26 protein-coding genes and 3 pseudogenes are annotated in these 26,349 nt (G+C 64.6%); 21 read left to right on the plus strand and 8 right to left on the minus strand.

The window, feature by feature from the left end; translation table 11 throughout:
* Positions 1–51: 51 nt before the first annotated feature.
* Complete coding sequence (locus tag ACXDF8_RS04375) at positions 52–1,170, plus strand: hypothetical protein (protein ID WP_457222019.1); 1,119 nt, start codon at positions 52–54, stop codon at positions 1,168–1,170.
* 89 nt (positions 1,171–1,259) lie between these two features.
* Here the strand turns inward: ACXDF8_RS04375 and ACXDF8_RS04380 are convergent.
* Together ACXDF8_RS04380 and ACXDF8_RS04385 are read right to left on the minus strand one after the other, a co-directional pair.
* Positions 1,260–2,177 (minus strand): annotated as a pseudogene (locus ACXDF8_RS04380) (IS110 family RNA-guided transposase); the annotation flags it as partial.
* A gap of 116 nt (positions 2,178–2,293) precedes the next feature.
* Positions 2,294–4,132 carry a pyruvate kinase gene (locus ACXDF8_RS04385; protein ID WP_457222020.1) on the minus strand — a complete coding sequence of 613 codons (1,839 nt, stop codon included), beginning with the start codon at positions 4,130–4,132 and terminating at the stop codon, positions 2,294–2,296.
* A gap of 126 nt (positions 4,133–4,258) precedes the next feature.
* Between ACXDF8_RS04385 and ACXDF8_RS04390 the strand changes: the two genes are divergently transcribed.
* Genes ACXDF8_RS04390 through ACXDF8_RS04410 form a run of 5 tightly spaced genes read left to right on the plus strand, consistent with a single transcriptional unit; the run spans position 4,259 to position 8,728 of the window.
* Positions 4,259–5,374: a 4Fe-4S dicluster domain-containing protein gene (locus ACXDF8_RS04390; RefSeq protein ID WP_457222021.1), complete on the plus strand. Its 1,116-nt coding sequence runs from the start codon at positions 4,259–4,261 to the stop codon at positions 5,372–5,374.
* Positions 5,367–6,227 carry an FAD/NAD(P)-binding protein gene (locus ACXDF8_RS04395; RefSeq protein ID WP_457222022.1) on the plus strand — a complete coding sequence of 287 codons (861 nt, stop codon included), beginning with the start codon at positions 5,367–5,369 and terminating at the stop codon, positions 6,225–6,227. Before ACXDF8_RS04390 ends, ACXDF8_RS04395 begins: the two co-directional genes overlap by 8 nt.
* A gap of 1 nt (position 6,228) precedes the next feature.
* Positions 6,229–6,993, plus strand: coding sequence for an NADH-quinone oxidoreductase subunit B family protein (locus ACXDF8_RS04400; RefSeq protein ID WP_457222023.1), 765 nt, complete (start codon positions 6,229–6,231; stop codon positions 6,991–6,993).
* Complete coding sequence (locus ACXDF8_RS04405) at positions 6,990–8,276, plus strand: Ni/Fe hydrogenase subunit alpha (protein WP_457222024.1); 1,287 nt, start codon at positions 6,990–6,992, stop codon at positions 8,274–8,276. The genes ACXDF8_RS04400 and ACXDF8_RS04405 overlap by 4 nt, the downstream gene beginning before the upstream one ends.
* A complete protein-coding gene (locus ACXDF8_RS04410) occupies positions 8,273–8,728 on the plus strand; it encodes a hydrogenase maturation protease (protein WP_457222025.1) in 456 nt (151 codons plus the stop codon). The genes ACXDF8_RS04405 and ACXDF8_RS04410 overlap by 4 nt, the downstream gene beginning before the upstream one ends.
* Here ACXDF8_RS04410 and ACXDF8_RS04415 read toward each other — a convergent pair.
* Complete coding sequence (locus ACXDF8_RS04415; protein WP_457222026.1) at positions 8,725–9,426, minus strand: type 1 glutamine amidotransferase; 702 nt, start codon at positions 9,424–9,426, stop codon at positions 8,725–8,727. The two genes, ACXDF8_RS04410 and ACXDF8_RS04415, sit on opposite strands and share 4 nt — an antisense overlap.
* Positions 9,427–9,640: 214 nt before the next feature.
* Between ACXDF8_RS04415 and ACXDF8_RS04420 the strand changes: the two genes are divergently transcribed.
* Positions 9,641–10,102 carry a DUF2784 domain-containing protein gene (locus ACXDF8_RS04420; protein ID WP_457222027.1) on the plus strand — a complete coding sequence of 154 codons (462 nt, stop codon included), beginning with the start codon at positions 9,641–9,643 and terminating at the stop codon, positions 10,100–10,102.
* On the opposite strand, the gene ACXDF8_RS04425 is transcribed toward ACXDF8_RS04420, so the two are convergent.
* From ACXDF8_RS04425 to ACXDF8_RS04435, 3 genes and pseudogenes are all read right to left on the minus strand, one after another.
* Positions 9,998–10,420, minus strand: coding sequence for a RidA family protein (locus ACXDF8_RS04425; RefSeq protein WP_457222028.1), 423 nt, complete (start codon positions 10,418–10,420; stop codon positions 9,998–10,000). The genes ACXDF8_RS04420 and ACXDF8_RS04425 overlap by 105 nt on opposite strands.
* A complete protein-coding gene (locus ACXDF8_RS04430) occupies positions 10,417–11,451 on the minus strand; it encodes an acetamidase/formamidase family protein (protein ID WP_457222029.1) in 1,035 nt (344 codons plus the stop codon). Before ACXDF8_RS04430 ends, ACXDF8_RS04425 begins: the two co-directional genes overlap by 4 nt.
* A gap of 53 nt (positions 11,452–11,504) precedes the next feature.
* Positions 11,505–11,893: pseudogene (locus ACXDF8_RS04435) on the minus strand (response regulator); the annotation flags it as partial.
* 22 nt (positions 11,894–11,915) lie between these two features.
* Here ACXDF8_RS04435 and ACXDF8_RS04440 point away from each other — a divergent pair.
* Positions 11,916–12,065 (plus strand): annotated as a pseudogene (locus ACXDF8_RS04440) (universal stress protein); the annotation flags it as partial.
* 18 nt (positions 12,066–12,083) lie between these two features.
* Positions 12,084–13,067, plus strand: a complete 984-nt coding sequence (locus ACXDF8_RS04445; protein ID WP_457222030.1) for a TerC family protein — start codon at positions 12,084–12,086, stop codon at positions 13,065–13,067.
* Between the two features lie 23 nt (positions 13,068–13,090).
* Here ACXDF8_RS04445 and ACXDF8_RS04450 read toward each other — a convergent pair whose 3' ends face one another.
* Entirely contained in the window at positions 13,091–13,231 is a 141-nt protein-coding gene (locus ACXDF8_RS04450; protein ID WP_457222063.1) for a hypothetical protein, read from the minus strand.
* Between the two features lie 252 nt (positions 13,232–13,483).
* Here ACXDF8_RS04450 and ACXDF8_RS04455 point away from each other — a divergent pair, with 252 nt between their 5' ends.
* The 12 genes from ACXDF8_RS04455 (at position 13,484) to ACXDF8_RS04510 (ending at position 25,781) form a co-directional block, all read left to right on the plus strand.
* Positions 13,484–13,888 carry a hypothetical protein gene (locus ACXDF8_RS04455; RefSeq protein WP_457222031.1) on the plus strand — a complete coding sequence of 135 codons (405 nt, stop codon included), beginning with the start codon at positions 13,484–13,486 and terminating at the stop codon, positions 13,886–13,888.
* A gap of 127 nt (positions 13,889–14,015) precedes the next feature.
* On the plus strand, positions 14,016–14,846 hold the full coding sequence (locus ACXDF8_RS04460) for an MlaE family ABC transporter permease (RefSeq protein ID WP_457222032.1): 831 nt from the start codon (positions 14,016–14,018) through the stop codon (positions 14,844–14,846).
* Positions 14,847–15,716, plus strand: coding sequence for an MlaE family ABC transporter permease (locus ACXDF8_RS04465; RefSeq protein ID WP_457222033.1), 870 nt, complete (start codon positions 14,847–14,849; stop codon positions 15,714–15,716).
* Positions 15,717–15,722: 6 nt separating this feature from the next.
* Positions 15,723–16,934 carry an MCE family protein gene (locus ACXDF8_RS04470; protein WP_457222034.1) on the plus strand — a complete coding sequence of 404 codons (1,212 nt, stop codon included), beginning with the start codon at positions 15,723–15,725 and terminating at the stop codon, positions 16,932–16,934.
* On the plus strand, positions 16,931–17,962 hold the full coding sequence (locus ACXDF8_RS04475; RefSeq protein WP_457222035.1) for an MCE family protein: 1,032 nt from the start codon (positions 16,931–16,933) through the stop codon (positions 17,960–17,962). Before ACXDF8_RS04470 ends, ACXDF8_RS04475 begins: the two co-directional genes overlap by 4 nt.
* Positions 17,959–19,431: an MCE family protein gene (locus ACXDF8_RS04480; RefSeq protein ID WP_457222036.1), complete on the plus strand. Its 1,473-nt coding sequence runs from the start codon at positions 17,959–17,961 to the stop codon at positions 19,429–19,431. The genes ACXDF8_RS04475 and ACXDF8_RS04480 overlap by 4 nt, the downstream gene beginning before the upstream one ends.
* Positions 19,431–20,900 (plus strand): MCE family protein, encoded by a 1,470-nt coding sequence (locus tag ACXDF8_RS04485; protein WP_457222059.1) that lies wholly within the window; start codon positions 19,431–19,433, stop codon positions 20,898–20,900. Before ACXDF8_RS04480 ends, ACXDF8_RS04485 begins: the two co-directional genes overlap by 1 nt.
* Entirely contained in the window at positions 20,897–22,072 is a 1,176-nt protein-coding gene (locus tag ACXDF8_RS04490; RefSeq protein WP_457222037.1) for an MCE family protein, read from the plus strand. Before ACXDF8_RS04485 ends, ACXDF8_RS04490 begins: the two co-directional genes overlap by 4 nt.
* Before the next feature lie 3 nt (positions 22,073–22,075).
* Positions 22,076–23,635, plus strand: a complete 1,560-nt coding sequence (locus ACXDF8_RS04495; protein WP_457222060.1) for an MCE family protein — start codon at positions 22,076–22,078, stop codon at positions 23,633–23,635.
* A 34-nt stretch (positions 23,636–23,669) separates the two neighbouring features.
* Positions 23,670–24,197 (plus strand): cupin domain-containing protein, encoded by a 528-nt coding sequence (locus ACXDF8_RS04500; RefSeq protein ID WP_457222038.1) that lies wholly within the window; start codon positions 23,670–23,672, stop codon positions 24,195–24,197.
* Between the two features lie 29 nt (positions 24,198–24,226).
* A complete protein-coding gene (locus ACXDF8_RS04505; protein ID WP_457222039.1) occupies positions 24,227–24,706 on the plus strand; it encodes a nuclear transport factor 2 family protein in 480 nt (159 codons plus the stop codon).
* Positions 24,707–24,767: 61 nt separating this feature from the next.
* Positions 24,768–25,781, plus strand: coding sequence for a quinone oxidoreductase family protein (locus ACXDF8_RS04510; RefSeq protein WP_457222040.1), 1,014 nt, complete (start codon positions 24,768–24,770; stop codon positions 25,779–25,781).
* A gap of 455 nt (positions 25,782–26,236) precedes the next feature.
* Here ACXDF8_RS04510 and ACXDF8_RS04515 read toward each other — a convergent pair.
* A partial coding sequence (locus ACXDF8_RS04515) for an ATP-binding protein (protein WP_457222061.1) occupies positions 26,237–26,349 on the minus strand: 113 nt, incomplete at its 5' end.

Here is a 26,349-nt window from a genome sequence, read left to right on the forward strand (position 1 = left end):
CGGAATAGTGGCTGTCGTAGCTCCACGCACACACGAAGGACGGTTACCAAGATGACTACAATCCCATTGCGGCTCGCCCATTCCGAGAGCGATTACCGTGCACTCGGAGTGCGGCCCGGTGAGGTCGCCATCCGCGAGGACCGCATGCACGTCGACGGCAGCCCCGGAACGCTGGAGTGGTGGTTCATGAAGGCCGAGATCGCCGAGTGCGAGATCGCCGTCGGGGTCCTGACCGCACCGGCTTTCATGGCCGAGTTGGGGCTGGTTCCCTCTGCCCAGATCGCCATCACGTTCCCTGACGGCAGCATGGTCGAGAAGTTCGCACACTTCGCTGGGGACGATCTGAAGTCGCTCTCCGACGCTGACTGCGCCATCCAGCTGGGCGACAACCGTTTCGAACGGCTTGCCGACGGCCGCTATCGGACGCATTTCGAGGCTGAGGGGGTCACCGTCGAGATCGACCTGACACCGACTGCTGCCCCGTGGCGACCGGAAGCCGGGCACATCCTTTTTGGGGAGCATGACGAGCACTTCTTCGGGTGGGCGATCCCGGTGCCGAACGGGAATGCGCATGTCGTCATTCGCGGCGGCGGTCTGGACATCGACAGCCAGGGCGTGGGTTACATCGACCGCGGCTGGATGAACCAGCCGTTGGGGGAGTTTCTGCACGATTGGGATTGGTTCCACGCGCAGTTCGACGACTACACCGTGTTGGCGGTGAACATGCGCTTCGAGGAACAGTTCGGATACGCCGAGCAGCCTTACCTGATGGTCTACCGGGGCGCGGAGTTGCTTGCCGGTGGTCCAGGCACCCAGGACTGCGAACACATCACCTACCGCGTGGACAGCACCCATCTCGACTCCTACACCGGAAAGCCGCTCCCCGACGCCTTCACCTTTGAGTACCAGGACGGCGCGACCCGACTCACCGTCAGCGGACGCCACACGACGACCACGATGCGCATGAATTGGGACGAGCTGATTCCGGGCACAGACGAGGACAAGGCCCGCTCATCGGTCCACGGCGGCGCGGTCCTGCGCTACATCGGGCCGGCCCAGCTCACGCACTACGAGGACGATCGGCTGGTGGCCTGCATACGGGCCGAGACCGGAGCCTTCTACGAGTCGATGTACATGGGCGCACCGCTGCCGGAACCGACGCACAGCTGATATGTAGGCATTGTTTGTCAAGAGGCAGGTGAAAGCCGCCCCGGTTTGGTGCCGGGGCGGCTTTCGTTTGATCGGTGGCAGTTTTAGGCCCAGCGGGCCCGCATCGTCGGTCCGGGATTGCGATACGCCGCGCGGTGGTGCCAGGCCGATTCGATCAACAATCGCCGCACGTGGGCGTTGCCGGCTTCGGTGATCGAACCCTGCACCCGGGATGCGCCCGAGGAGTACTCGGTGGGGACCAGTCCGACGTAGGCGCCGGTTGAGGACCCGCTGAACCGGATCCAGTCACCGATCTCGACGGTCAACGCCAGCCCGGTCAGTGCCGAAATGCCGCGCAGACGGCCCAGCCGGTCGACCTGATCGGCCCACCGTGGTGAGGCCGCGACGGTGACGATCTGCTCGTCGAGGCGATCCCTGGCCGCGGTCGCCGACAGGACTGCGTCGAAGTGATGATCGAAGGCTGCCCTGGTGTGGGGATCCTCGAATCGTTGCTGCCGAAGCCAGGTTTCGTGCACGCCGTTCCAGGCCCGTCGACCGGAGTGCACCCGGCCCTGGCGCAGCAGCAGCTTGGACAAGCGGTGCCGCACCCGCATCAGATCCGCGCGGGCCTCCTCTCGGGCCCGCACCAGATCACGCACCGCCTCCACCTCGACTTCGGGCACCGTCACCGCGGCGACCTCGCCCAAGCGCAGCAGCCGGGTCAGATGCGCCGCGTCACGAGCATCGGTTTTGACCCGATCCCCAGCCGGGCGGATCAACTTCGACGGCGCCGCGACCACGCAGTAGATCCGGGCAGTGGCCAACGCCCGCGCCAGCCCGAAATCCGTCGGCCCGGCCTCATAGGCCACCCGCACCGGGCCACGCAGCTGGTGCAACCAGGCCAGGATCTCGCCGTGATCGGGACATAACCGCGCCCGCTGGACTCGACCCGTCTGTTCGTCGACGGCATGCGCAACCACCGAAAGCACGTGCACGTCCAACCCCACACTCGTACCGTTGAAACTCACCGGAGGCCTCCTGATCTGCAACTGTGGCTCTACCAGTGCGAGTGTTCACTCAACACCGGCAACCCACGTCCGATTGCAGCCCGAGGCCTTCGGCCTCGAGTCAGCCTCCATACCGTCTAGCCGGCCGGAGGGGGCGCGGCTCGCCAGGATCGCAACGGCCGCAGCAGCGGGTTCTTCTTGTACTCGTGTCCGGCCATCCGGCCCAGGATGTCGTCAAGGGTGACGACGGCGTCGATGATGTAGGGCCCCTTGTTCAACATCACGCATTCGGCGCGCTCGGCCATCGCCGCGTCACTGATCTCGGCGCGCGACGGCCGCCCGGTGGTGGCGAGCTGTTCGAGCACCTGGGTCGCCCAGATAACCGGCAGGTGTGCGGCCTCGCAGAGCCACAGCATCTCCTCCTGGAGCTCGGCCATCCGCTCGAAGCCGGTCTCCACTGCCAGGTCGCCGCGGGCGATCATCACCCCGACCCGTTGGCGGCGCATTGCGGTGAGCAGCAGCTGCGGTAGCCGCTCGAAGGCCTGGCGGGTCTCGATCTTGAGCACCACACCCAGCTCGGTGTCGCCGAGCCGGCCCAGCTCCTCGAACAACCGGATCACGTCGGACGGCTCGCGGACGAAGGACAGCTGAACGAAGTCGGCAAGTTCGATCACCGCGGTCAGATCTGCCAGGTCCTTCTCGGTCAGCGCGGAGATCGGCAGGTCTGTGTCGGGCACATTGATGCCCTTGCCCGCGCGTAGCTTCACCTCGCCGTGCGCCGGGTGGTCGACGCGCACATCGATGCGCTCGGCGGCGACGGCGATCACCGTGCCGCCGAGCTTGCCGTCGTCGAAGAAGATCCGCTCCCCGGGCTCGACGGTGTCGAACACCTCGGCAAGGGTGCACCCGATGGTGGGCGGACCGTCGTCGTCGACCCGGGCAGGCGTGCAATCCCGGGTCAGAATGATGACATCGCCTGCGGTCAGCGGCAGATACTGTTCGAGCGCAGCCAATTCGCCGATCTCGGTGGCATCCCCGCCGGGGGCGACCAACACCGTTCCGGTCCCCAGGTATGTGGTTTTCTCGGTGGTGACGACGAATCCGCCCGGCGCCACAGCTGCCAGCAACAGTCGACGCTTGGATCCGCGGGTGTCACGCAGCACCAGTTCGTCACCCTCGGCACGGCGGGCCAGCCACTCGCTGTCGACCGGCAACACCGTCAAACCCGGTTCCGGCGGACGGGCGGGACGTCGGGCGCTGGTCAGCCAGCCCCGCCCGGCGGCCACCACCTGACCGTGCGCGTTGCGGGTGGGCCGCAACCGCACGATGCGCGGCCCCGGCTCTAATGGCGCGGTCCGCAGCTTCGGGCCGGCGAGGTCCATGGCGATTAGGCAGGTCCGTCCCGCAGCCGACGCCGCGGAGCGGACGTTGTCCGCCATGGCTTTCCACGCGGTCGCGTCATCGTGGGCGCAGTTGATGCGGGCGATACGCATGCCGGCGTCAACCAGGTTCCGCACCAGGGTGGCATCGGTGGCGGCCTCCGAGGGCAGGGTCACCATGATCCGGGCCGCGCGATCCTCGGCGGCGGGGCCCAGCAGTTCCGTGGCGTTGCGCTCGAGCAGTCGCGCACCGTCTTCGACCTCGACGCCCGCTCCGGCAACCGTGTCACCACCGGGCTTCCAGCCGTGACCGCGCATCGCCGCGATGGCGGCCGAAACTCGGCGCAGGGTGGCCTCGACATGGGCTTCGCTGCGGCCCAGTGAGGACAACCCGACTTCGGCCAGCTGTTGCTGAAGGTTACGCAGATCCATCTGCCGGATCGCCCAGTAGTGCACAAGATTGATTGCGCTGCAATGATTCTCGCTATGGACCGGATCGGTCCACGGTCGCCAGCGCCGTTCGGCATCGGCCAGCCCGTCGAGCAGCGCGTCGACTTCGCGTTGTAGGCGCTCGAGTTGATCGGTCGCGGCGGACATGCTCGGCGACGCTAGTCACGCCAGGTTGCCATCAGATGAACGGTTCTGCGCAGGTGACTTTAGACCTTCGGGGTCGTCGGCCAATGGCACATGTCAGGCGCACCGGTCGTGGACCACGATGTCTGCATGGCAACCACTGACGCCGTCGTGCTCGACAGCGCCGGTCTACATCGTCTGGTCGACGAACTGCGCGACCGGGGTTACCGGGTGGTCGGTCCGACCGTGCGCGACAACGCGATCGTGCTGGCCGAACTCGACAGTGCCGACGATCTGCCGTACGGCTGGGGGGTCGATGTCGCGCCCGGAACCTATTCGCTGCGCCGTCGCGGCGACCAGGCCGCGTTCGGCCATTCGTCGGGGCCGCAGTCCTGGAAACAGTTCCTGCATCCGGCACGCCAGAAGGTGTGGTCGTACGGGCCGGACGGCGCTACAACCTCCTACGAACCGGAGCCCAAATACGCCTTCCTCGGAGTGCACGGCTGTGATCTGGCGGCCATCGGCGTTCTGGACCGTGTGCTGTCCGACGCCGAGCACCCCGACGGCTCATATGTCGCACGGCGCCGGCAGATCTTCGTGGTGGCGGTGAACTGCACCGAACCGGGCCGGCTGTGCTTCTGCGCATCCATGGGCACCGGGCCGGCCTGCGGGGGCGGCTACGATCTCGCCCTCACCGAGTGCACCGGCACCGACGAATCCACCTACGTCATCGAGGTGGGCAGTGTGGCCGGGGCAGAGGTGCTCGCCGGCGTGCCGTGCCGACCGGCCGATGATGCGGAGGTCGCCGAGGCGAGCACACGGGTACTGGCCGCCGCCGAGACGATGGGACGCAGGATGCCTGAGCGGGACTTGCGCGACCTACTGGTCGAATCGCGGGATTCGTCGCACTGGGTCGACGTGGCCGCCCGCTGCCTGACGTGCGGTAACTGCACCATGGTTTGCCCGACGTGCTTCTGCACCAGCACCTCCGACGTCACCGACCTCACCGGTGAGCATGCCGAGCGGTGGATGGAGTGGGCGTCGTGCTTCGAACTCGACTTCACCTTCATGCACGAGGGTCCGGCGCGCCGCTCCGGAGCGTCGCGCTACCGACACTGGCTGACCCACAAGTTGTCCAGTTGGCACGACCAGTTCGGCACCTCTGGGTGCGTGGGGTGTGGACGCTGTATCGCATGGTGTCCCACCGGAATTGACATCACCGAGGAGATGACCACCTTGGCCCGGCTGGCGGACGAGCATGACTGAGACCGCGACCCGCGGCTGGGCGCCGCAGTCGTCGGCCATGGCGCCGGTGCCCTACCGCGTGCGCTCCCGGGTGCCCGAGAACACCGACTCGGTGACCCTGTGTTTGGAGCCGGTGACCACCGAACTCTCCACCCCCAGACCGGGGGAGTTCATGATGCTCTACGCCTTTGGCGTCGGCGAGGTCGCGATCTCGGTCAGCGGCGATCCGGCGGTGGCCGACGGCACGATCACCCACACCATCCGCGCGGTCGGCGCGGTCAGCGCGAGGTTGTGCGCGGCGCGGCCGGGGAGCACGATCGGGGTGCGCGGTCCGTTCGGAACCAGCTGGGGTCTGGACACCGCAACAGGACGCGACCTGGTGATCGTCGCCGGCGGGGTCGGGCTGGCTCCGCTTCGCCCCGTCATCCTCGGCGCCCTGTCGGACCGGCACAATTACGGCCGGGTGGTGTTGATCGCCGGTGCTCGGTCACAACGCGACTTCCTCTACCCCGCGGAACTGCAGCGCTGGCAGGAGGATTCGCGACTCGAGCTGCACCGAACCGTCGACGTGCCGATCCAGGGCTGGCCGGGGGAGACCGGCTTCGTCACCGAACCGCTGGGGCGGCTGTCGCTGGTGCCGCAGAACGTGACGGCCTTCCTGTGCGGGCCGGAGCCGATGATGCGGTTCGGTGCCGCGGCACTGCTGGACAAGGGTGTCGCGCCGACCGACATCCGGGTGTCGCTGGAACGCAACATGCAGTGCGGCATCGGCTGGTGCGGCCACTGCCAACTCGGCCCGCTTCTGGTTTGCCGGGACGGCCCCGTCGTCGGCTACGACGTGGCGCGCAGCCTGCTGGAAACCGAGGAACTCTGAGATGCCCAGTCTCGCCGTGTGGAAGTTCGCCTCGTGCGACGGTTGCCAACTGACACTGCTTGACTGCGAGGACGAGTTGCTGACACTGGCCGAGCAGGTCCAGATCGCTGCGTTCGCGGAGGCATCCAGTGCGATCGTCGGCGGCCCGTACGACTTGTCCCTCGTTGAAGGCTCCATCACCACCCCCTCCGACGAGCGCCGCATCCGCGAAATCAGAGAACAGTCAACAACTCTGGTGGCCATCGGGGCGTGTGCCACCGCCGGTGGCATCCAGGCGCTGCGCAACTTCGCCGACGTCGCCGAGTTCACCTCGGTGGTCTACGCCCGGCCCGACTACATCCACACCCTGGCCACCTCGACTGCGGCATCGGCCCACGTCACGGTCGACTACGAGCTGCGCGGCTGCCCGATCGACCGGGGACAGCTGCTTGATACCTTGGCCGCCCTGCTCGTCGGGCGCAAGCCCCGACTGCCCGCGGCCACCGTGTGCACCGAATGCAAACGCGCCGGGGTTACCTGCGTGACCGTGGCCGAGGGAGTCGCGTGCCTCGGCCCGGTTACCCACGCCGGCTGCGGTGCGCTCTGCCCTCGCCATCACCGCGGGTGCTACGGCTGCTTCGGACCGACGGCTACTCCCAACATGCCGGCGATGATCCCGCTGCTGCACCGCGACGGGATGTCGGGGCAGCAGGCCGATCGGGTGTTCGAGACGTTCAACGTCACCGCGTTCCACGAGGCACTCGAGACCGATCGGAAGCCCCGATGAGCGAGCAGCGCACCATCCGCGTCGGCGCGCTGACCCGCGTCGAAGGCGAAGGCGCCTTACACGTCGAGCTGCGCGACGGGGTACCGGAGCGGGTGGAGCTGAACATCTATGAGCCGCCACGGTTTTTCGAGGCGTTCCTGCGTGGCCGTGCCCACACCGAACCACCCGACCTCACCGCACGGATCTGCGGCATTTGTCCGGTGGCCTATCAGGTCAGTGCCTGCAACGCGATCGAGGACGCCTGCGGCGTCACGCTGGACCCCATGCTGGTGGCGTTGCGGCGGTTGTTGTACTGCGGAGAGTGGATCCACAGCCACGCCCTGCACATCTACATGCTGCACGCGCCGGACTTCCTGGCCGAACCGGACATCATCGCGGTCGCCAGGAACCACCGCACCGCCGTCGAGCGCGGCCTGGCGCTGAAGAAAGCCGGAAACCAGCTGATGGAACTTGTCGGCGGCCGTTCGATCCACCCGATCAACGTGCGGCTCGGCGGGTTCTACTCGGTGCCGGCCAAGGCCGACCTCAAACCGATGGCCGAGCAGCTGCGTCGCGCGCTCGACGACGCCCTGGCCACGGTGACCTGGGTCGCCGGCTTCGACTTCCCCGAGCTGACCGTCGAGCACGAGTTGCTGGCACTGACCGGGCAGCGCTATGCGATCGAAGACGGGCTGATCACCCGAAGCGCCGGAACCCCCTTTCCCATCGCCGAATTCAGCCAGCACGTGGTCGAGACACAGGTTCCGCACTCCACTGCGCTGCACGCGACGCTGGACGGCGGCCGGCACCTCACTGGCCCGCTGGCCCGCTATTCGCTGAGTTCGGCGCTGCTGTCACCGGTGGCGCGAGAATCCGCGACCGCCGCGGGCCTGGGTGCGGAGTGCCGAAACCCGTTCCGCAGCATCGTGGTTCGCGCCGTCGAAACGGTGTACGCGGTCAGCGAGGCGCTGCGGATCATCGACGAATACGAGCCGCCGGCCCGGCCGTTCGTCGAGGTGGCAGCCCGCCCGGGCGTCGGGCACGGCGTCAGCGAGGCGCCGCGCGGGCTGCTTTACCACCGCTACGAGATCGACGACGACGGACTGATCGCTTCGGCGGTCATTGTGCCGCCGACCGCGCAGAACCAGGCCGCCATCGAGGATGACCTCACCCGGGTGGTGCTGGCCGGCGCGGACCTCGACGACGCGGCGCTGACGGCGATGTGCGAGCGCACCATCCGCAACTACGACCCGTGCATCTCGTGCGCAACGCACTTTTTGACACTGACGGTGGATCGATCATGACCGCCGCCGTCGTCATCGGCGTCGGCAACATCGAGCGGCGTGACGACGGGTTCGGCCCGGCGGTGGCCGTCGCACTGGCCGGGCAATGCCCGGCCACCGTTCGGGTCGTCACGTGTGCGCTCGAACCAACGGCCATTCTGGACGCCTGGGACGGTGTCGCGCTGGCTGTGGTCGTCGATGCCGCGGCCGGTCCGGACGCGGTACCGGGGCGGGTGCGCGCCTGCACCGTCGAGGATGTGGCCGGACACAGTCGCGTCAGCTCGCATGAGCTGAACTTGAGCCAGACCTATGACCTCGGCCGTGCCCTCGGCCGGGCGCCGCGGCGACTGGTCGTCATCGCCGTCGATGCGGCAGACATGGGCCACGGCCGCGGGTTGACCCCGGCGGTCGCAGCCGCGGTGCCGATCGCTGCCACGCTGGTGCGTGCCGAGGTGGCGCGCGAGGCCGGCTAGTTCGCCAGCCGGTCCAGGAAACTGCGCACCAGCAGCCGCAACCGGCGCGCGGCGTCGTCGACGTGGGTCAGGGTGTGCTCGCGAAGGTCGTCATGACGCAGCCCAAGGCGGGCCACCTCGTTCTCGCGGTCGTCGTCGATCCACACGTCGAGCAACTTGGCGTCGAGTTCGGGGTGGAACTGCAGACCCATGGCCCGGCCCAGGACGAAAGCCTGTGCAGCGCGGCCGGTTCGAGCCACCTCACTGGCGCCGGGAGGCGGGGTGAACCGATCGAAGTGCCACTGGAACCACGGTCCGCCGGGCACCAGGTCGTCATCGTCGCTCTGCACGTGATGCCAGCCGATCTCCGGTTCCGGGGAGCGCTCAACGGAGCCGCCCAATGCGGTCGCCACCAGCTGGCCGCCGAAGCACACCCCCAGCACACCGACGCCGGCGTCGACCGCCCTGCGGACCGCCTCGATCTCGGTAGCGACCCACGGTAACCGCTGGTCGTAGACTGCCCAGCGAGATCCCAGCGGCACGATCACGTCGTAGCCGGTGATGTCGGGAAAGGTGACGTCGAAGGCGGGATCGTCGGCTCGGTGGGCCGGAACCACCTCGAATGTGTCGGTGTCGAAACCGAGTTCGGCGAACGTTTCACCGAGCAGCGCCTCGGGCGCGTTCGGATCGTTGTAGATGAACAGAACCTTGCGGGGCACGCGAATACCGTACGGCAGGCAGCCTGCTACCCGTAGTCCGAGGTGCGCTGTCGACCACGGCCAACATCGTCACGGTGTGCACACCGACACCGACACGGGTGGTGACCGCCATTGAGGCGCGTCTGCGCCGGCACGGCGCATCGACCGGGAGTCGTCGCGCGGAGGTATCCTCGCTACAGCGAGCCCCGTGGCCGCGGGGCGTGACAGGTGAGACATGACCGCGTTGTACACCGCCCTGGTGTGGCTGGTCGTCGCCGCCCATTTCGCCTTCTTGATCTACCTGCCCAGCGGCGGGTTCTTGGCGCTGCGCTGGCGGCGCAGCATCTGGCTGCACGTGCCCGTGGTGCTGTGGGGTATCGGCAGTGTCGCGCTGCATTTCTGGTGCCCGCTGACCGCGCTCGAGCAGTGGTCCCGGCCCCGTGCGGGCATGCCGCCGCTCGGTTCGGCCGGTTTCATCGACCACTACATCACCGGCGTCATGTATCCCTCCGGCGGCACCGGTTACGCACAGGTGGCGGCGTTCCTCGCCGTGCTGGTGTCGTGGACCGCCTACGCGGTGACCGCGCGGCGCTCAGGCCACGCCCGGCCAGCCGTCGGCGCGCCAGCAGACCCAGTCGATCTCAACCCGGGCGCCCACGGCCAGCCCCGTGGTGCCGACGCACGTCCGGCTCGGTAGCCGCTCGGGAAACCACCGGGCGTAGGCAGCATTGAATGCGTCGTAGTCCGACCAGTCGGTGAGGTAGGCGCGCACCGACACGACGTCGGCCAGCCCCCCGCCGCACAGTTCGGTGACGCGCGCCAGATTCGTCAGCACCCGGTCGGTCTGGGTAGCGACGTCCTGGCCGACCAGCGCGCCGGTAGTGTCTGTCGGCATCTGTCCGGTGACATAGAGGGTCGGGCCCGCTGCCGTCGCGTGGGCGAACGGCGCCACCGCGGGCGGAACACCGTCGGCCGGGGTGAACGTGAAGGAGCGGATGCCGCACGCGCTGGTCATACCGCCGGATTCTGCCAGCGTGGGAAGCAGCGCTTGTCGATGCGGCCGTGCACACCTTGGCGCTGATCCACCACCTGCGTGATGGTGAAGTCGACCGCCACTGACATGAACGAATAGGCGTCGGCGCGCGACAAGCCGAAGTGGCTCTCCAGCAGTCCCAGGGTCCGCAGGGTCGCGCTCTTCATCGCCGCGTCGAGGCTGTCGCCGAACCCGTGCACCAATAGCTCGGTCGCGGTCTCCAACACCGGAACGGTGAACGGCAGATCACGCCGCACCGTCAAGCGCAACAGCCCGTTCAGCGACGACTCCAGGGCCGTGCCGCTGACCTCGCCGTCGCCCTGCGAGACGTGCGGATCGCCGACCGACAGCAGCGCGCCGGGCACCTGGACCGGGTAGTACATCCGCCCACCCGCACCGATCCGCCAGTTGTCGACGTTGCCGCCGTGGTCGCCGGGCGGCACCGAAGACATCCGTTCGGCGGCCGCCGGCGCGACGCCCATGGTGCCGAAGTGGGGACGCAGGGGGACCACGACACCGGGCAGGGCCGGTTGGCGGTGAGCCGGATCGGGGGTCACGATGGTGCCCGGTGCGTCGGCCAGCGGGGTGGTGGTCCAGTCGTAGCCGAACAGGGCACGGCCCATCAGCGCCTCGACGTCCAGTTCGTAGACGGTCACCCGCTCGACGGGTATCTCAGGGTAGAGATAGCCCCAGTGCCCGGCCAGATTCGACCCGTAGGGCAGCCGGGGGGTGGCTTCCAGGATGTCGACCTGCAGCACGTCGCCCGGGCGTGCCCCGGTTACGGCGATCGGCCCCGTGAGGATGTGCGGCCCCGGCCCGCGGTCGTCGACGTCGCTGAACAGTCGGGTGATCGCCTCGTCCATCAACAAATCCGGTGCGTCACCCGCGTGGTGGGTGATCGCCTCGATCGCCACCAGGTCACCGGACTCCACGGTCAGCGCGGGCGCCACCCGCGGATCGAAGAACCCCCAATGCACCGTCTGCGCAGTCGCCGGAAGGTGGTGCACAGTCATAAGCGTCAGATCATGCCAGCGAGCAGGGAGCCGCGCGCGGCGAGACGAGCGGCTCAGACCGCGTGGTAGCGGCGTTCGGGCCGGCCCGCGCCGTAGCGCAACCGCAGCCCGACGGCCCCGGTCTGCGGGAAGTGTCCGAGATGCCGGCGCGCGCTGACGCGTGAGATACATACCAGCTCAGCGCATTCGGCTGCGGACACCTGGCTCGCGCCACGAACGACTCCAATTCCGTTCTCAGCTAGTCGAATTCGAACGGCTTGATCAGACAATCAGCGGCACTGCCGTTGATGGCGCCGCTGACGGTGTCCAGTTCCCTGACCGCGGCGATCATGATGACGCCCACCGCCTCTCCTCCGGCGCGTAACCACTCCAGTACCTGCAGGCCCGTCATGTCGGGCAGGTAGATGTCCAGCAGGATCAGGTCGGGAGGCAGGTGGTGGGCGCACCGCGACGAGGAGACCCTGCTGCTGGAGGCGATGGAGCGCCCCGATGCCGAGCTAGTGGTGATCGGACTCAAACATTGCAATCCGGCTGGCAGACTGCTCCTTGGCGCCGTAGCCCAACAACTGCTGATGGAATGTCCCAAACCTGTGCTTGCGGTAGAGGCTGGCTAATACCGAATAATGGATGGCATGGACATCACCGGATCGGTCTGGCTCATCACGTGCGCGGTCATACTGGGATTGTTCGTCTTCGACTTCTTCGCCCACGTTCGCGTGGCGCACGAGCCGACGTTCAAGGAATCGGCGACCTGGTCGGCGGTCTACATCGCACTCGCGATCGCATTCGGCTTCGTGGTCTGGTGGCAATGGGGTGGACAATTCGCCGGGGAGTACTTCGCCGGCTATGTCACCGAAAAGGCGCTGAGCGTGGACAACCTGTTTGTGTTCACCGTCATCATGGCCACCTTCGCAGTGCCGCGGGCGTTCCAGCAGAAGCTCTTGCTCATCGGCATCGTCATGGCGCTGGTTATGCGAGCCGGATTCATCGCTCTGGGTGCCGCCGCTATCAACACCTTCAGTTGGGTGTTCTACATCTTCGGCATCTTCCTAATCCTCACCGCGGTCAAGCTCGCCCGCGAGGCCGGCCACGAGAAAGAGGTCGAGGAGAAGCGCGATAGCCGCATCATCGCCCTGGTGCGCAAGTTTGTGCCTACCACCGACGACTACGACGGTGACAAATTTCTGACGAAAATCAGCGGCAACCGGGCCGTCACGCCGATGTTGCTGGCGCTGGTCGCCATCGCGTTCACAGACCTGCTGTTCGCCCTCGATTCGATTCCGGCCATCTACGGGCTGACCGAAGAGCCCTACATCGTGTTTACCGCCAACGCCTTCGCGCTGATGGGGTTGCGACAGCTGTACTTCCTCATCGGCGGTTTGCTGGACCGGCTGGTGTACCTGTCCTACGGGCTCTCGTTGATCCTGGCGTTCATCGGCGTCAAGCTGGTGCTGCACGCGCTGCACGAGAACACCCTGCCGTTCATCAACGGAGGCGAGCACGTCAAGGTGCCGGAGATCTCGACCGGCCTGTCGATCGGGGTGATCGCGGTGATCCTGGTGATCACCACCGTCGCGAGTCTGGTCAAGACGCGGGGGCGGGCTAGACTGACCTAGTGTCCTGAGTCATTAATTGCCGTCTAGTTGTTGAGCTGGGTTCGAGCAGACAACACAATCTCAGCGTCATGAGGCGTCGGCACACCGACCAGCCCGTTTCCCTGTTCTTTCGCCTGCGCCAGCAGCTGCTCAGCGAGCTGGCGTTGATGTACCTCGATCGCCACGGACTCGAGTGTTTCGGACATCATCAGTCGTTCCCGCCAAGCTCACGCTCGGCGTACCAGGCAAAGCCACAGCCACCGCAATTCCGATAGTCGCCGGGGCGTGAGCGACGCCAATTGCGTTCGCAGCTAACCGAACTCGAATGGTGCCCTGGTGGGTCATCGGCGTCATCCTTGGGCCGCGCACACAACGGCGGCTGTGGCAGAGGCTGTGACTCGGCGGCGGTGACTGGGGCTGGTCTGTACCCCGAACCGGTGGCGATCGGGGGCAAATTCGTTGCCAAGCTCGACGATAAGCCGGCTGTCACATCGATGTCGTTGGTGCTCAGCGCAATCGGGATCATCGACGTGTTGTTCGCGCTGAACCAGAACAGCGTGCAGTTCATCGACGGCGGCCAGCACGTTGCAGGCGCGGAGATCTCGACGGGGTTGTCGATCGGGGTGATTGCCGTGGTGATGGTGGTCACCGAGGTGGCCAGCCAGCTGCAGGACCCGTGGCCAGACGTCGCCGTCGGTCGGCACCGCGATGCTCGTCGGGTTCCCGGGGTTTCGCCGGCCCGACGATGGGATGGCACCGGCAAGGCGGAAGCCGCCGCGCTCTGCCTGCGACCGTCCATCCGCACAGCGGAACGAGTCTTGGACACCCCGACATTCGCGTAGCTAGCGTGCCCTCGATGAACATCGGAGTGGCCTCCATCACTACAGTCAGTCTCAGCGTTGGGGTTCTGAGGGTGACGACGAGCAATGTTCCAACAGCAGCTACACGCCGCGTCGGGATGCTGGTTCTATGAGTCTTGCCGCGCCGACACATGCTCGCCCACCGCACTCGGAGTCGGCCAATCATGCACTCCAAGTGCGCGATCGCATCAGCCCAGTGCTGGACGCCGTCGGCGGATTTGTGGGCATGTCCATTCAGGTCGCCGTCGCCACACGCCGTCGCTTTCAGTGGCGGGAGTACTGTCTGCAAAGCTGGTTTCTGTTGCGGGTGGCATTCTTGCCGACCGTAGCGGTATCTGTGCCGCTGACCGTGTTGATCATCTTCACGCTCAATATCCTGCTGGCAGAGTTCGGCGCGGCCGACATATCGGGTGCCGGGGCAGCGCTCGGTGCGGTCACCCAACTCGGCCCGCTGGTCACGGTCCTGGTCGTCGCGGGTGCTGGATCGACAGCAATCTGCGCCGACCTTGGGGCGCGAACCATCCGCGAGGAGATCGACGCGCTTGAAGTGCTGGGTATCGATCCCATCCATCGGCTCGTTCTACCCCGGGTCGCGGCCTCCACATCGGTAGCGTTCCTTCTCAACGGTGCTGTCATCACCATCGGATTGGTGGGCGGCTATATCTTCGGTGTCTACATTCAGAACGTCTCTGCAGGGGCCTACGTATCGACGTTGACGCTGGCCACAGGGTTGCCCGAGGTTGTCATCTCGATCGCAAAGGCCCTCACCTTCGGTCTAATCGCGGGCCTGGTCGGCTGCTACCGCGGCCTGACCGTGGCCGGTGGCGCCAAAGGCGTGGGCGCTGCAGTAAATGAGACGTTGATTCTGTCGGTGGTAGCGCTGTTCGCGATCAACGTCATTCTGACGACGATCGGTGTGCGATTCGGGACAGGTCGCTAGATGACGACAGCGCAGGTGTTGAGAGCTCGTTTCCCCCGGGCGTTCTCGCGTGGGAAGCTGTGGATCAGCGCACCGCTGGTGTCGTTCGACGCGATCGGCGATCTGGCCTGGTTCATCCTGACCGCCTTTGGCCAGGTCGGTTACGCAGTGCGGCATTACCGCCGTGAGGTAGTGCGCCTCATCGCCGAGATCGGTATGGGCAGTGGCGCGATGGCGGTCGTGGGCGGGACCGTGGCGATCGTCGGGTTCGTCACCCTCTCAGGTGGCTCGTTGATCGCCATCCAGGGCTTCGCTTCGCTCGGCAATATCGGGGTCGAGGCATTCACCGGATTCTTCGCCGCGATGGTAAACGTGCGGATCGCTGCACCGGTTGTCGCCGGGCAGGCGCTCGCAGCTACCGTCGGTGCAGGTGCCACCGCCGAGTTGGGTGCGATGCGGATCTCCGAGGAGATCGACGCGCTCGAAGTGATGGGAATCAAATCGATTTCATATCTCGTCTCGACACGGGTCCTCGCCGGTTTCGTCGTGATCATCCCACTCTATGCGATGGCGATCATTATGTCGTTTCTGTCGGCGCAGCTGACCACGACGTTCATCTACGGGCAGTCGACAGGAACCTACGACCACTACTTTCGAACCTTCCTGCGGCCCGACGATGTGATGTGGTCGTTTGCGCAGGCGGTCGTCATCTCGGTCATCGTGATGCTCAACCATTGCTACTTCGGCTACTACGCCAGTGGCGGGCCGGTAGGGGTTGGTGAAGCCGTGGGCCGGTCGATGCGTGCGTCGTTGGTCGCAATTGTCGTCGTCGTTTTGTTGGCTTCCTTGGCGCTGTACGGAACCAACCCGAACTTCAACCTGACGGTGTAGACAACTATGGGTGCGATCAAGAGCTCGGTATCACGGCGCTCCAAGAGACTTGCGGCGTGCGGTCTTGTCCTGATTGTGGCGGGCGCGTGCACGCTGACCTACCTCCAGTTCCGTGGGTCATTCACGCCGGCAGTGCCGATTACGTTGATTTCCCACCGTGCGGGCTTGTCGATGAATCCGGGGTCGAAGGTCACATTCAACGGCGTCGCGATCGGCCGCGTCGCAGACATCGCCGCCATCGACGTGAACGGCGAGCCGATGGCGCGGTTCACCATCGACCTCGACCCGGTCGATTTGCACCTGATACCGCGCAACGTCCAGGCGGAGGTCAAGGCGAACACGGTATTCGGCAACAAGTACGTCGCGCTTCGATCTCCGCAGAACCCGTCTGAGCAACCACTGGCTCCGAACGCAGTCATCGACATCAGTTCGGTGACAACCGAGTTCAACACCCTGTTCGAGACGGTCTTGTCAATCGCGCAGAAGGTCGATCCGATCAAGCTCAACCAGACCCTCACCGCGACGGCTCAGGCACTTGACGGGCTCGGTCAGAAGTTCGGCAGTTCGATCGGCGCCGCCAACGATGTACTTGCGGAGCTCAACCCGCGGATGCCGCAGATCAATCACGACACCAAGCAGCTCGCGGACGTACTCGACACATACGCCGACGCTTCGCCGGATCTCTGGAGTGCCCTGCAGGATTCCGTCACGACCGCGCGGTCGCTCAATGCGCACCGGTCGGATCTGGATTCGGCGTTGCTGGCTTCTGTCGGGTTCGGCAACACTGCCGGTGATGTCTTCGAACGGGGTGGTCCCTATTTCGTGCGAGCAGCCAAGGATCTTGTGCCGACCTCGCAGCTGTTCAACCAGTACAGTCCAGAGCTGTTCTGCACGATCCGCAACTACGCGGACACGGTGGATGCCACGGCGGCGGCGGGCGGCGGCAACGGGTACTCGATCGTCGCGTACGGCACGCTGCTGGGCGGCCCCAATCCCTACGTGTACCCCGACAACCTTCCCAGAGTAAATGCCAAGGGCGGCCCGGAAGGCCGACCTGGATGCTGGCAGAAAATCGACCGAAACCTCTGGCCCGCACCGTATCTAGTCGCCGACACCGGTGTGAGCATAGCCCCCTACAACCACTTCGCACTCGGTCAACCGCTGATCACCGAGTATGTGTGGGGACGCCAATTCGGGGAGAACACGATTAACCCATGAGCGATCGATCAACAATATTCAAGCTTGCGGTCTCCGCACTGGTGCTTCTGCTGTTCACGGCAGTTATCGTCGTCGTATTCGGGCAGATCCGGTTCGATCGAACCGATTCCTACAGCGCGATTTTCGTAAACACCAGCGGTCTGCGGGCGGGCCAGTTCGTGAGGGCTTCCGGTGTTGAGGTTGGCAAGGTTTCCGACGTCGAACTCATTGACGACGACCAGCGGGTGCGCGTCGACTTCGAGGTCAACCACGATCTTCCGCTGTACCAGGGAACCATGGCGGCGATCAGATACGCCGACGTCGTCGGCAATCGCTATCTGGAACTCAAGCGCGGCGATAGCGACAAGCGGTTGCCACCCGGTGGCACAATCGAACTCGCGAGCACCAGCCCGGCTCTTGATCTCGATGCGCTCATCGGATCGTTTCGGCCGCTGTTCCGGTCGATGGATCCTGACAAAGTCAACAATGTAGCTCAATCGCTCATTACGGTCTTCCAGGGGCAGGGTGGCACCATCGATGACATCCTCAACCAAACTGCGGAACTCACCTCGGCACTGGCCGACCGCGACCAGACTATCGGCGAGGTCATCAAGAATCTCAACACCGTGCTGGACATCACGGTCAAACATCAGCAAGGCTTCGGCGATTCGATCAGCAACGTCCAGGCGCTCATCTCCGGACTGAAGAACCAGCAGGACCCCATCGCGGACTCGGTCGCCGGAATCAGCAACTCCGCCAATACTCTCGCAGATTTCTTGATGGGCAACAGGGCGCTGATGCACAGCACGCTCGGCTACCTCAACGCGATGCAACAACCCCTGGTCGATCAACGTGACAAGCTGGATGGAACTCTGCAACAGATTCCCAAGAACCTCCGCACGATGCTGCCGGCTGCCGGTGTTTACGGGGATTTTGTGAACTTCTACCTGTGCGATATCACGGTGATGTTGAACGGGCTGCAGCCCGGCGGTCCGGTCCGCGAGGTCAAGCTCACGTCGCAGCCGACGGGTAGGTGCACACCGCAGTGAAGTTCCTGGATCGCAAGAGCCGTATTCGCAACGGTTTCATCGGAGTCGTCGTTGCCAGCCTCGCCGTCGGCCTGGCACAGAGCTTCACCAGCGTTCCCATGCTGTTCGCAACACCGGTCTACTACGCCGAGTTTGCCGATGCCGGCGGGCTGAAGGCCGGCGACAAGGTGCAGATCGCTGGGGTCGACATAGGTCTGGTTCGTAGCCTTCGGCTCGATGGCGCCGAGGTACTGGTGGGGTTCACGATGGGTGACAAGCGCATTGGAATTCAGAGCCACGCCGCGATCCGCACCGACACCATTCTCGGTCGGCGCAACATGGCGATCGACAATCACGGTGCACATCTGCTCCAGCCCAACGGCGTGATCCCGATCGGCCAGACGACCTCGCCCTATCAGTTACCGGAGGCGCTGACCGACTCGACGCGGGCAATCTCGGGTTGGGACATCGACACAGTCAGGCAATCGTTGAAAGTGTTGTCGGACACCATGGATCAGACCTCGCCCAACCTCAGTGCCGCGCTCGACGGCGTGAAGAGGTTCTCCGACACCATCGGCAATCGCGACGCCGAGATCGACCGGTTGCTCAGTAGTGCGAACAAGATCGCCGGAATCCTCGGTGAGCGTGGCGGACAATTCAACCGGCTTCTGGTGGACGCGCGTTCTCTGCTGGCAGCGGTGAACGCCCGTGGCGAGGCCATCAGCTACCTGCTCGAGCGCCTGGACGCGGTATCCATCCAGGTTGAGGGATTGATCAAAGACAACCCGGGTATCAACGCCGTCCTGCAACAGCTTCGCGTCGTCACCGGGATCCTGCGCAAACGCAAGATCGATCTGCACGACACGGTCGTCGAACTGGGCAGGCTTCTTATACAGGAAAACGAGGTCTACGCTTCGGGCCCGTTCCTCAAAGGGCTAATGGTGAACCTGGTTCCTGGACAGATCCTCCAGCCTTTCATCGACGCAGCCTTCAAGAATCGCGGGATCGATCCGGAAGAATTCTGGCGCAATGCGGGACTGCCGGCTTTCAGATTCCCTGACCCCAACGGGACGAGATTGCCCAACGGCGCCCCGCCGCCCGCACCTCCTGTCCTCGAAGGCACGCCCGATCACCCCGGTCCCGCGGTCCCGCCAGGGTCACCATGTTCGTATTCGCCGGCTGCCGACGGTATTCCGACTCCCGAGAGCCCGCTGCCCTGCGCGGCGCTGACCCAAGGCCCGTTCGGTCCTACGACAGGTCAGTTCGGCGCACCCGACGTCGCTGCCTCGGTGCCGAATCCCAACGGGCCGCCGCCGTCTGCAGGAGTGCCCGCCGCCGCGGCCCCCGGCGAGCCGGCTCCCAACGTTGTGGGCACACCAGTGCCGTTACCCCCTGCTCCGCCGGGAGGCCGTATGCAGGGCGATGCGGCTTCACAGACGATAACGCCGCCGGAGGATCCAACCGCATTGCCAGATGACGGAGGTCGCTAATCATGCGCGTTCTCAACGCCCGCGGCGGACGCCTAGCTCGCTTGCCGAGGATGGCCGTCCTGATCGGCGGCGTGGCGGTGATTACCGCCGTCACGGCAATCGCCGGGCATCGGCTGTACACGAAGCTGACGGATACCTACGTGACGGCTTACTTCTCCCAAACCCTTTCGCTCTATCCGGGTGATGTGGTTGAGGTGCTGGGCGTCCCCATCGGTGAAGTGGACCGCATCGAACCTGCCGGCGACAAGATGAGGGTTTCGTTTCATTACGCGAAATCCCACAAGGTTCCCGTTGGCGCCAGTGCCTCGATCATCAATCCAAGCCTGATCGCATCCCGGCGTATACAGTTGTCGCCCGCCTACACGGGGGGAGCCGCACTGGCCGACGGCGATGTGATCCCGATCGAGCGAACGCAGGTGCCACTCGAATGGGATGATGTACGCAACGCTGTAAATCGAGTCTTGACCGGGCTCGGTCCCACCCCCGATCAGCCCAAGGGGCCGTTCGGGGAACTCATCGAATCGGCTGCCGACGGACTGGCCGGAAAGGGGCGGCAACTCAACGACACACTCGCCAGTGTGTCCGACGCAGTGGTTGCACTCAATAATGGCCGTGGCGACTACTTCTCGACAACTCGAAGCCTCGCGCTGTTCGTCGACGCGCTATATCGAAGCGATAAACAGTTCGCCGAGCTGAACAACCAGTTGTCCAGCTTCACAGCGAAATTCACCGGAAATGATCACGAGGTTGCAGACGCGCTGCGTGACTTCAATTCGCTGTTAAAGGCGTCTCGCAAGTTCGTAAACGACAACGGCGAGGTGTTCGCCGCCGACATTCAAAGCCTTGCTGATGTCTCCAACGCCCTCGTTCAGCCGGATTCGCGCGAGGGCCTGGAATCCATCCTGCACGCTTCGCCGAACATTGCCGCAAACGCGTCGAACAGCTACGCCCCGGCACATGGCGGCATCACCGCATCCCTGGCAATGCCTAACTTCGCAAACCCGTTGGCCTTCATCTGTAGCTCCATCCAGGCCAGCAGTCGGTTGGGATACCAGGACTCAGCCGAATTGTGCGCGCAGTATCTGACCCCGGTTCTGGACGCTGTCAAGGCCAACTACCCGCCTATCGGCCTCAATCAGTTCACCTCGGCAATGACGCTGCCGAACCAGATCTCCTACTCCGAGGACCGGCTCCATCCTCCGACAGGATTCAAAGACACAACGGTTCCCGGGATCTGGGCGCGGGATACGCCTTGGTCATTCGGAAACCATGAACCGGGATGGATCGTCGCACCGGGAATGCAGGGGGTCGATGTCCAGGCGCTCACCGCGAACATGTTGACACCTGACTCTCTGGCCGAATTGTTGGGCGGGCCGGACACCTCTACTTCGGACTCCCGGTCAAGCTCACCTGCGAACGCGGATGTCCCGGTGGCGCCACTGCCGGGGGAAGCTGGAGAAGGACGATGACGATTGCGGCCGCCATCGCGAGCAGCACCCGTACGGCCCGGCAGTTCGCCGGCCGCGGCCTCGCGACGACCATCGCTTGCCTACTGCTGACCTCATGCGGTGAGTGGCGGGGGATTGCGAATGTGCCGCTGCCCGGCGAGCCCGGCGCGGGGGGACGTCACATCACGGTCTATGTTCAGATGCCCGATACGCTCGCACTCAACGTCAACAGCCTTGTGCGAGTTGCTGATGTCGTTGTGGGTAGCGTTCGTGCCATCGAGTTGAAGAACTGGGTTGCGACCATGACGGTGGATCTGACACCGGGAGTCAAGCTTCCTACGAATGCGGTCGCTCGGATCGGCCAGACCAGCCTGCTGGGTGCCCAGCACCTTGAACTTGCTGCGCCGCAGGATCCGTCGCCCACTCCGCTGAAGAGCGGCGACACGATTCCGCTGAAGAATTCGACTGCGTTCCCGACGACTGAGCGCGTGTTGGCCAGCATCGCCACGGTATTGAAGGGTGGTGGCATACCGGAACTTGAGGTCATCCAGCGCGAGGCCAACGACATGCTGACCGGGCATGCCGATCAGATCCGCGAGTTCCTGGGACGGCTTGACACCTTTACCGCCGAACTGAACAGTCAACGCAGCGACCTCATTCGCGCGATCGACTCTACTGACCGGCTCCTGACAATGGTGGTCCAGCACAGCGATACCTACGATGCTCTGCTACGGGAGTTCACGCCGCTGATCAAGCACTTCGCCGATACCCAGCGGTTATTCACCCAAGCGGTTGAGGCGCTCGGTCGGGTGAGCTCCGCCGTCGACGCGGCGTTGGCACCGAGCGAAGCCGATCTCCACGCGAATCTAGAGCTGTCGCAGAGCCCGTTGAATCAGCTCGGTCGGGCAGCACCGTATTTGGTCAAAGCACTCCGGGTCATGCTGACGGAGCCGTTCGATGTCAACAACATCCCCAAAGTAATTCGTGGGGACTATGTGAACATGTCGCTGGTAACCGACCTGACGCTGTCAACCCTCGATAACGGCATGCTGACCGGTACCGGATTCTCTGGCGCGCTGCGGGCGCTCGAGCAAGCGTGGGGACGTGACCCGAACACCATGCTCCCCGACGTGCGGTTCACGCCCAACCCGCACGATGCACCTAATGGGCCGCTGGTCGAGAGGGGTGAGTGAACCATCATTACTCGAACCCGGCGTATCCAGCTGATCGTCTTCTCGTTGCTCACAGTGATCGCCCTGGCGGTTCTGCTCCTGTTCTACGTCGGAGTACCAGCGCTTTTGGGGATCGGCAGGTATTCACTCTATGCGGACCTGCCCTCGTCCGGCGGTTTGTACGCCACCGCAAATGTCACCTATCGAGGCACGGCCATCGGCCGGGTCACAGCGGTGCGGCCCACCAAGACAGGCGTGCGTGCCACCATGAGTATTCGCGACGATGTGAGGATACCCACGGATGCGTCGGCCAACGTCCATTCGGTGTCGGCGCTGGGGGAGCAGTACATCGACCTGGTCTCCATCCGGGGTAACACCGGAAGTTTCCTGGCAGACGGCCAGGTCATCAGCGACACGACGGTGCCCAGCGAGATCGGCCAGACACTGGATTCGGCCAATCGCGCACTCGCCGCACTGCCCAGTGCGAAAATCAGCTCGCTGCTCGATGAAACATCCTCGGCAGTCGGGGGACTGGGGCCGTCCATGCATCGTCTGGTCGACGCGACACAGGCTATCGCCGAGGACTTCAAGGACAACGTCGGCGCCACCACCGACCTCATTGACCACTCCGGTCCGATTCTCGACAGTCAGGTTGACTCTCGCGATGCTATCGAGCGCTGGGCGGCCAACCTGAGGTCCATTGCAAATCAGGCCGCGCAGCAGGACAGCGCACTTCGGGGTGGGCTCGAGCAGGCGGCCCCCACGCTGCAATCGGCCACGGCCGTCTTCAAAGATCTCGGGGACGCACTGCCTCAGGTGGCGGCCAATCTGGCCATCGTGTTCGACATGCTGAAGCGCTATCATGCTGGACTCGAGCAAGTTCTTGTGTTTGCGCCGCAGGGTGCATCCATCGCGCAGACCTCTGCTGGGCTCTATCCAGGCAAAGCCGTGATGAATGTTGACCTCAACCTCAATGAGCCTCCCCCGTGTCTCACGGGCTTCCTACCCGCGAACAAATGGCGGTCGCCGGCGGACACCTCGGTGGCAAACCTCTCCGACACAACGTATTACTGCAAAATACCTAAGGACACACCAGCGAATGCAGTCCGCGGCGCACGCAACTTCCCGTGCCAGGATGTGCCTGGGAAGCGGGCGGCTACTCCCGCCGAATGTCATAGCGGCGAACCGTACAGCCCGCTGGGAACCAATCCGTGGTACGGCGACCCCAACCAGTCCGTGACCTGTCCTGCACCGGCTGCCCGTTGTGACCAGCCGGTCAAACCCGGTGTCGTGATTCCTGCGCCGTCGATCGACTCTGGATTGAATCCCGCACCGGCTGACCAGCTTCCGCAACCACCGACGCCGATAAGTGATCCGTTGACCGATCCTGGTGCCGGTTCCGTGCAGTGCTCGGGTCAGCAGCCAAGTCAGTGCACCTACACCCCGTCGTTGGCGCCGACGGGGCTCTACAGCCCACAGAACGGCCTGGTCGTCGCGCCCGACGGCACAAGATTCACTCTCAGCCAGTCTCCTCTCGAGCCTGATGATGGCTGGAAGGACATGTTGGGGCCAGGGGCGGCATGATCCCGGGCTTGGTGACAGGACTCAGCGTTGTGCTTTGCTGGACGAAATGCGTTGGGATGTAGGAATAAAGCCCACAGCGGCGGTTCAATCCATTGCGCGGCACGCGGTGTTGACGGCGCAGTCACGGCTGCCGTTTAGTGGGGAGGACAAGCTCCTAGGAGGTAACACATTGCCTGACCAACCTTACTTCGCAGTACTCGATGATCTCCCCAAGGAGGAACTTCAAGGAGGTTCCTTCAAACGCACCGCGATCGTGACCGATGCCGCTCTGATCCAGACGGTCTGGGTTGCGCCACATCATCCACCGGCTCCTATCGACCAGCACCCGTTCGACCAGACGGTGGTCGTGCTGTCGGGAACCCTGGAACTGGTTCTCAACGGCGAAGATCGCTATGTCCTCACACCGGGTTGCTGCTTGTACATTCCGGCCGACGTTCCGCACCAGGCGACGGTCTTGGGCGACGAACCTCTCCGCGCTCTGGACATCTTCGCTCCCATCCGGGAGGACTACTTGCATCTGGCTGCGCATCAACTCGCAACCGGTAATCCGGCGAGTGCTTAACCCGCAACCCACGAAAGGAAACAATCATCATGACGGCTCGCATTGTCCGAGAGGGGATCTACGCGGATCCAGACAACGAGCCCGCGGTAGGTACCGCGGACCATGCACTGTGGTTGGTCCATTGGCACGTCGCGTTGGAGGCAGCCGAGCGCATCACTGACCTCGCCAAACTGTATCGCGACGATATCGAATGGGCGCTGCACTTCCCGGGTGTTGACTTTGAGTACCAGGGCAAGGAATCGGTACTCAAGCACTACGAGGAGCTATTCCGCGCAACGAGCGACTTCGAGGATCTCACGCACGACGTCTATGCGACGCCGAACAGAGTCTTCATCGATCAGACGATTGGGTACACGATCTCTCCCGACGCGGGCGAGATCATGGACGTCTCCGTCGTTCCCCCGGGTGGACGCGTCACCGGCAGACTGCTACACAACTTCACTGTCGAGGACGGCTTGATCGCCAAGGAGATAGCGTATTTCGTTCCTAGCGCGCCGGGACCGGAATGACCAACTGGTACTCTCCACAGGCAATGCATGAAACGTTTGGTGGTGGTCAATGCGCGCGGTAGTGGTGGACGCCAGCGGCGGTCCAGAGGTTCTCACTCTCAGAGATGTTCCGGAACCGCGTCCGGGCAAGCGTGAAATCCTCGTCCGGGTTGAGGTAGCGGGTGTCAACTACCACGACGTGCTGGCCCGCGAGGGACGCGCCCGACAGCAACCTCCCTTCGTATCCGGTGTCGAGGGTGCCGGGGTCGTCGTCGATATCGGCTCCGAAGTCACGGAATGCGCGGTCGGGCAGCGTGTTGCCTGGCCGTTCACCGCCGGTAGCTACGCGGAGTTGGTCGCTGTTCCCGTTGACCGGGCGGTCCCGGTGCCCGAGAATGTCTCCTCGGAGCAGGCGGCCGCTTTGATAGCGCAGGGGCTCACCGCGCACTACCTGGCCTTCGGTGCCTACAGTGTCAAGGCCGATGACGACATCCTCGTTCACGCGGCGGCAGGCGGGGTGGGTTCACTGCTCGTGCAGCTTGCGGCGCACCGTGGAGCACGGGTCATCGGTACCACCTCGACTCCGGACAAGGTGCCGTTTGTGTTGGGAGCGGGTGCATCCGAGGCCGTGGACTACGCTTCGGTGGTCGAGCGAGTGCGAGATGTTACGGCGGGCAAGGGCGTACAGGCTGTGTTCGATGGTGTTGGCGCGGCCACCTTCGAGTCCACGCTGGCATGTATCGCCCGGCGTGGATACATCGTCTTGTTTGGCGCTACGAGCGGACCGTTGCCGCCGTTCGACCTGTACCGGTTGCACGGCCTAGGGTCACCGTACTTGACACGCCCCAGCCTGGGGGACTTCATCACCACTCGTAGCGAGCTCTTGGAGCGCGCCGCGGCGGTGTTCGAGCTCGCGGCTGCTGGGGTTCTCCGTGTCGCTGTCACGGGTCGGTTCGCGCTGGCGGATGCGGCGCAGGCGCAGCGAAAGATTAACGATCGATCGAGCTTCGGCAAGACCGTGCTGCACGTAGATGCGAACGTGCTCGCACCCGCTGCCGACGCCGACCCTGTCCCCGTACAACCGCTCAGCTCATGACGAAAGCCGCCCGGGTTTGCTCCCGGGCGGCTTTCGTGCGGATAGGGATTCGCCGCCGACTCGCGCAGTTAGGTGTAATTCCCAGACAGGTTGTGAACGGGGTGGCGAGCGCGAATAGGTGAGGACCTCCGGTACCGGTGTGGTTACCACACACACCCCGATTACCGAGAGGTCCTCTCGTGTCCCACCGCAATGCCTTCCTGACTCCTCGCGGCCGTTTGGCCCTGGTCTAGTGAGTTGTCGACCAGGGCTGGCCGTACGCGCGGGCCGCTGAGCCGGTTTCAGTGTTCGACGGCCACCGCCAAGTAGTGAGCCGATCGGTACCGCGCCGACGGTGAGGACTCGCCAGGTCGACCGGTCCAGTCGGCCGCGGGTCAGCCCATGCCGGCTGGCTCTGTGTCAACGGCAACCGAATTCTGACCAGTTGTCGGCGAGTGAATGTTGACCAGCTGGGTTCATTGTTCGTCGGCCGTGACGGTGGGGACGCGGCCGAGGTCTCGGTCTTTGATGCGGTAGCTGTCTCCTTTGAGTGCGATGACTTCGGCGTGGTGCACGAGGCGGTCGATCA

The sequence above is a fragment of the Mycolicibacterium sp. CBM1 genome (assembly GCF_054073305.1).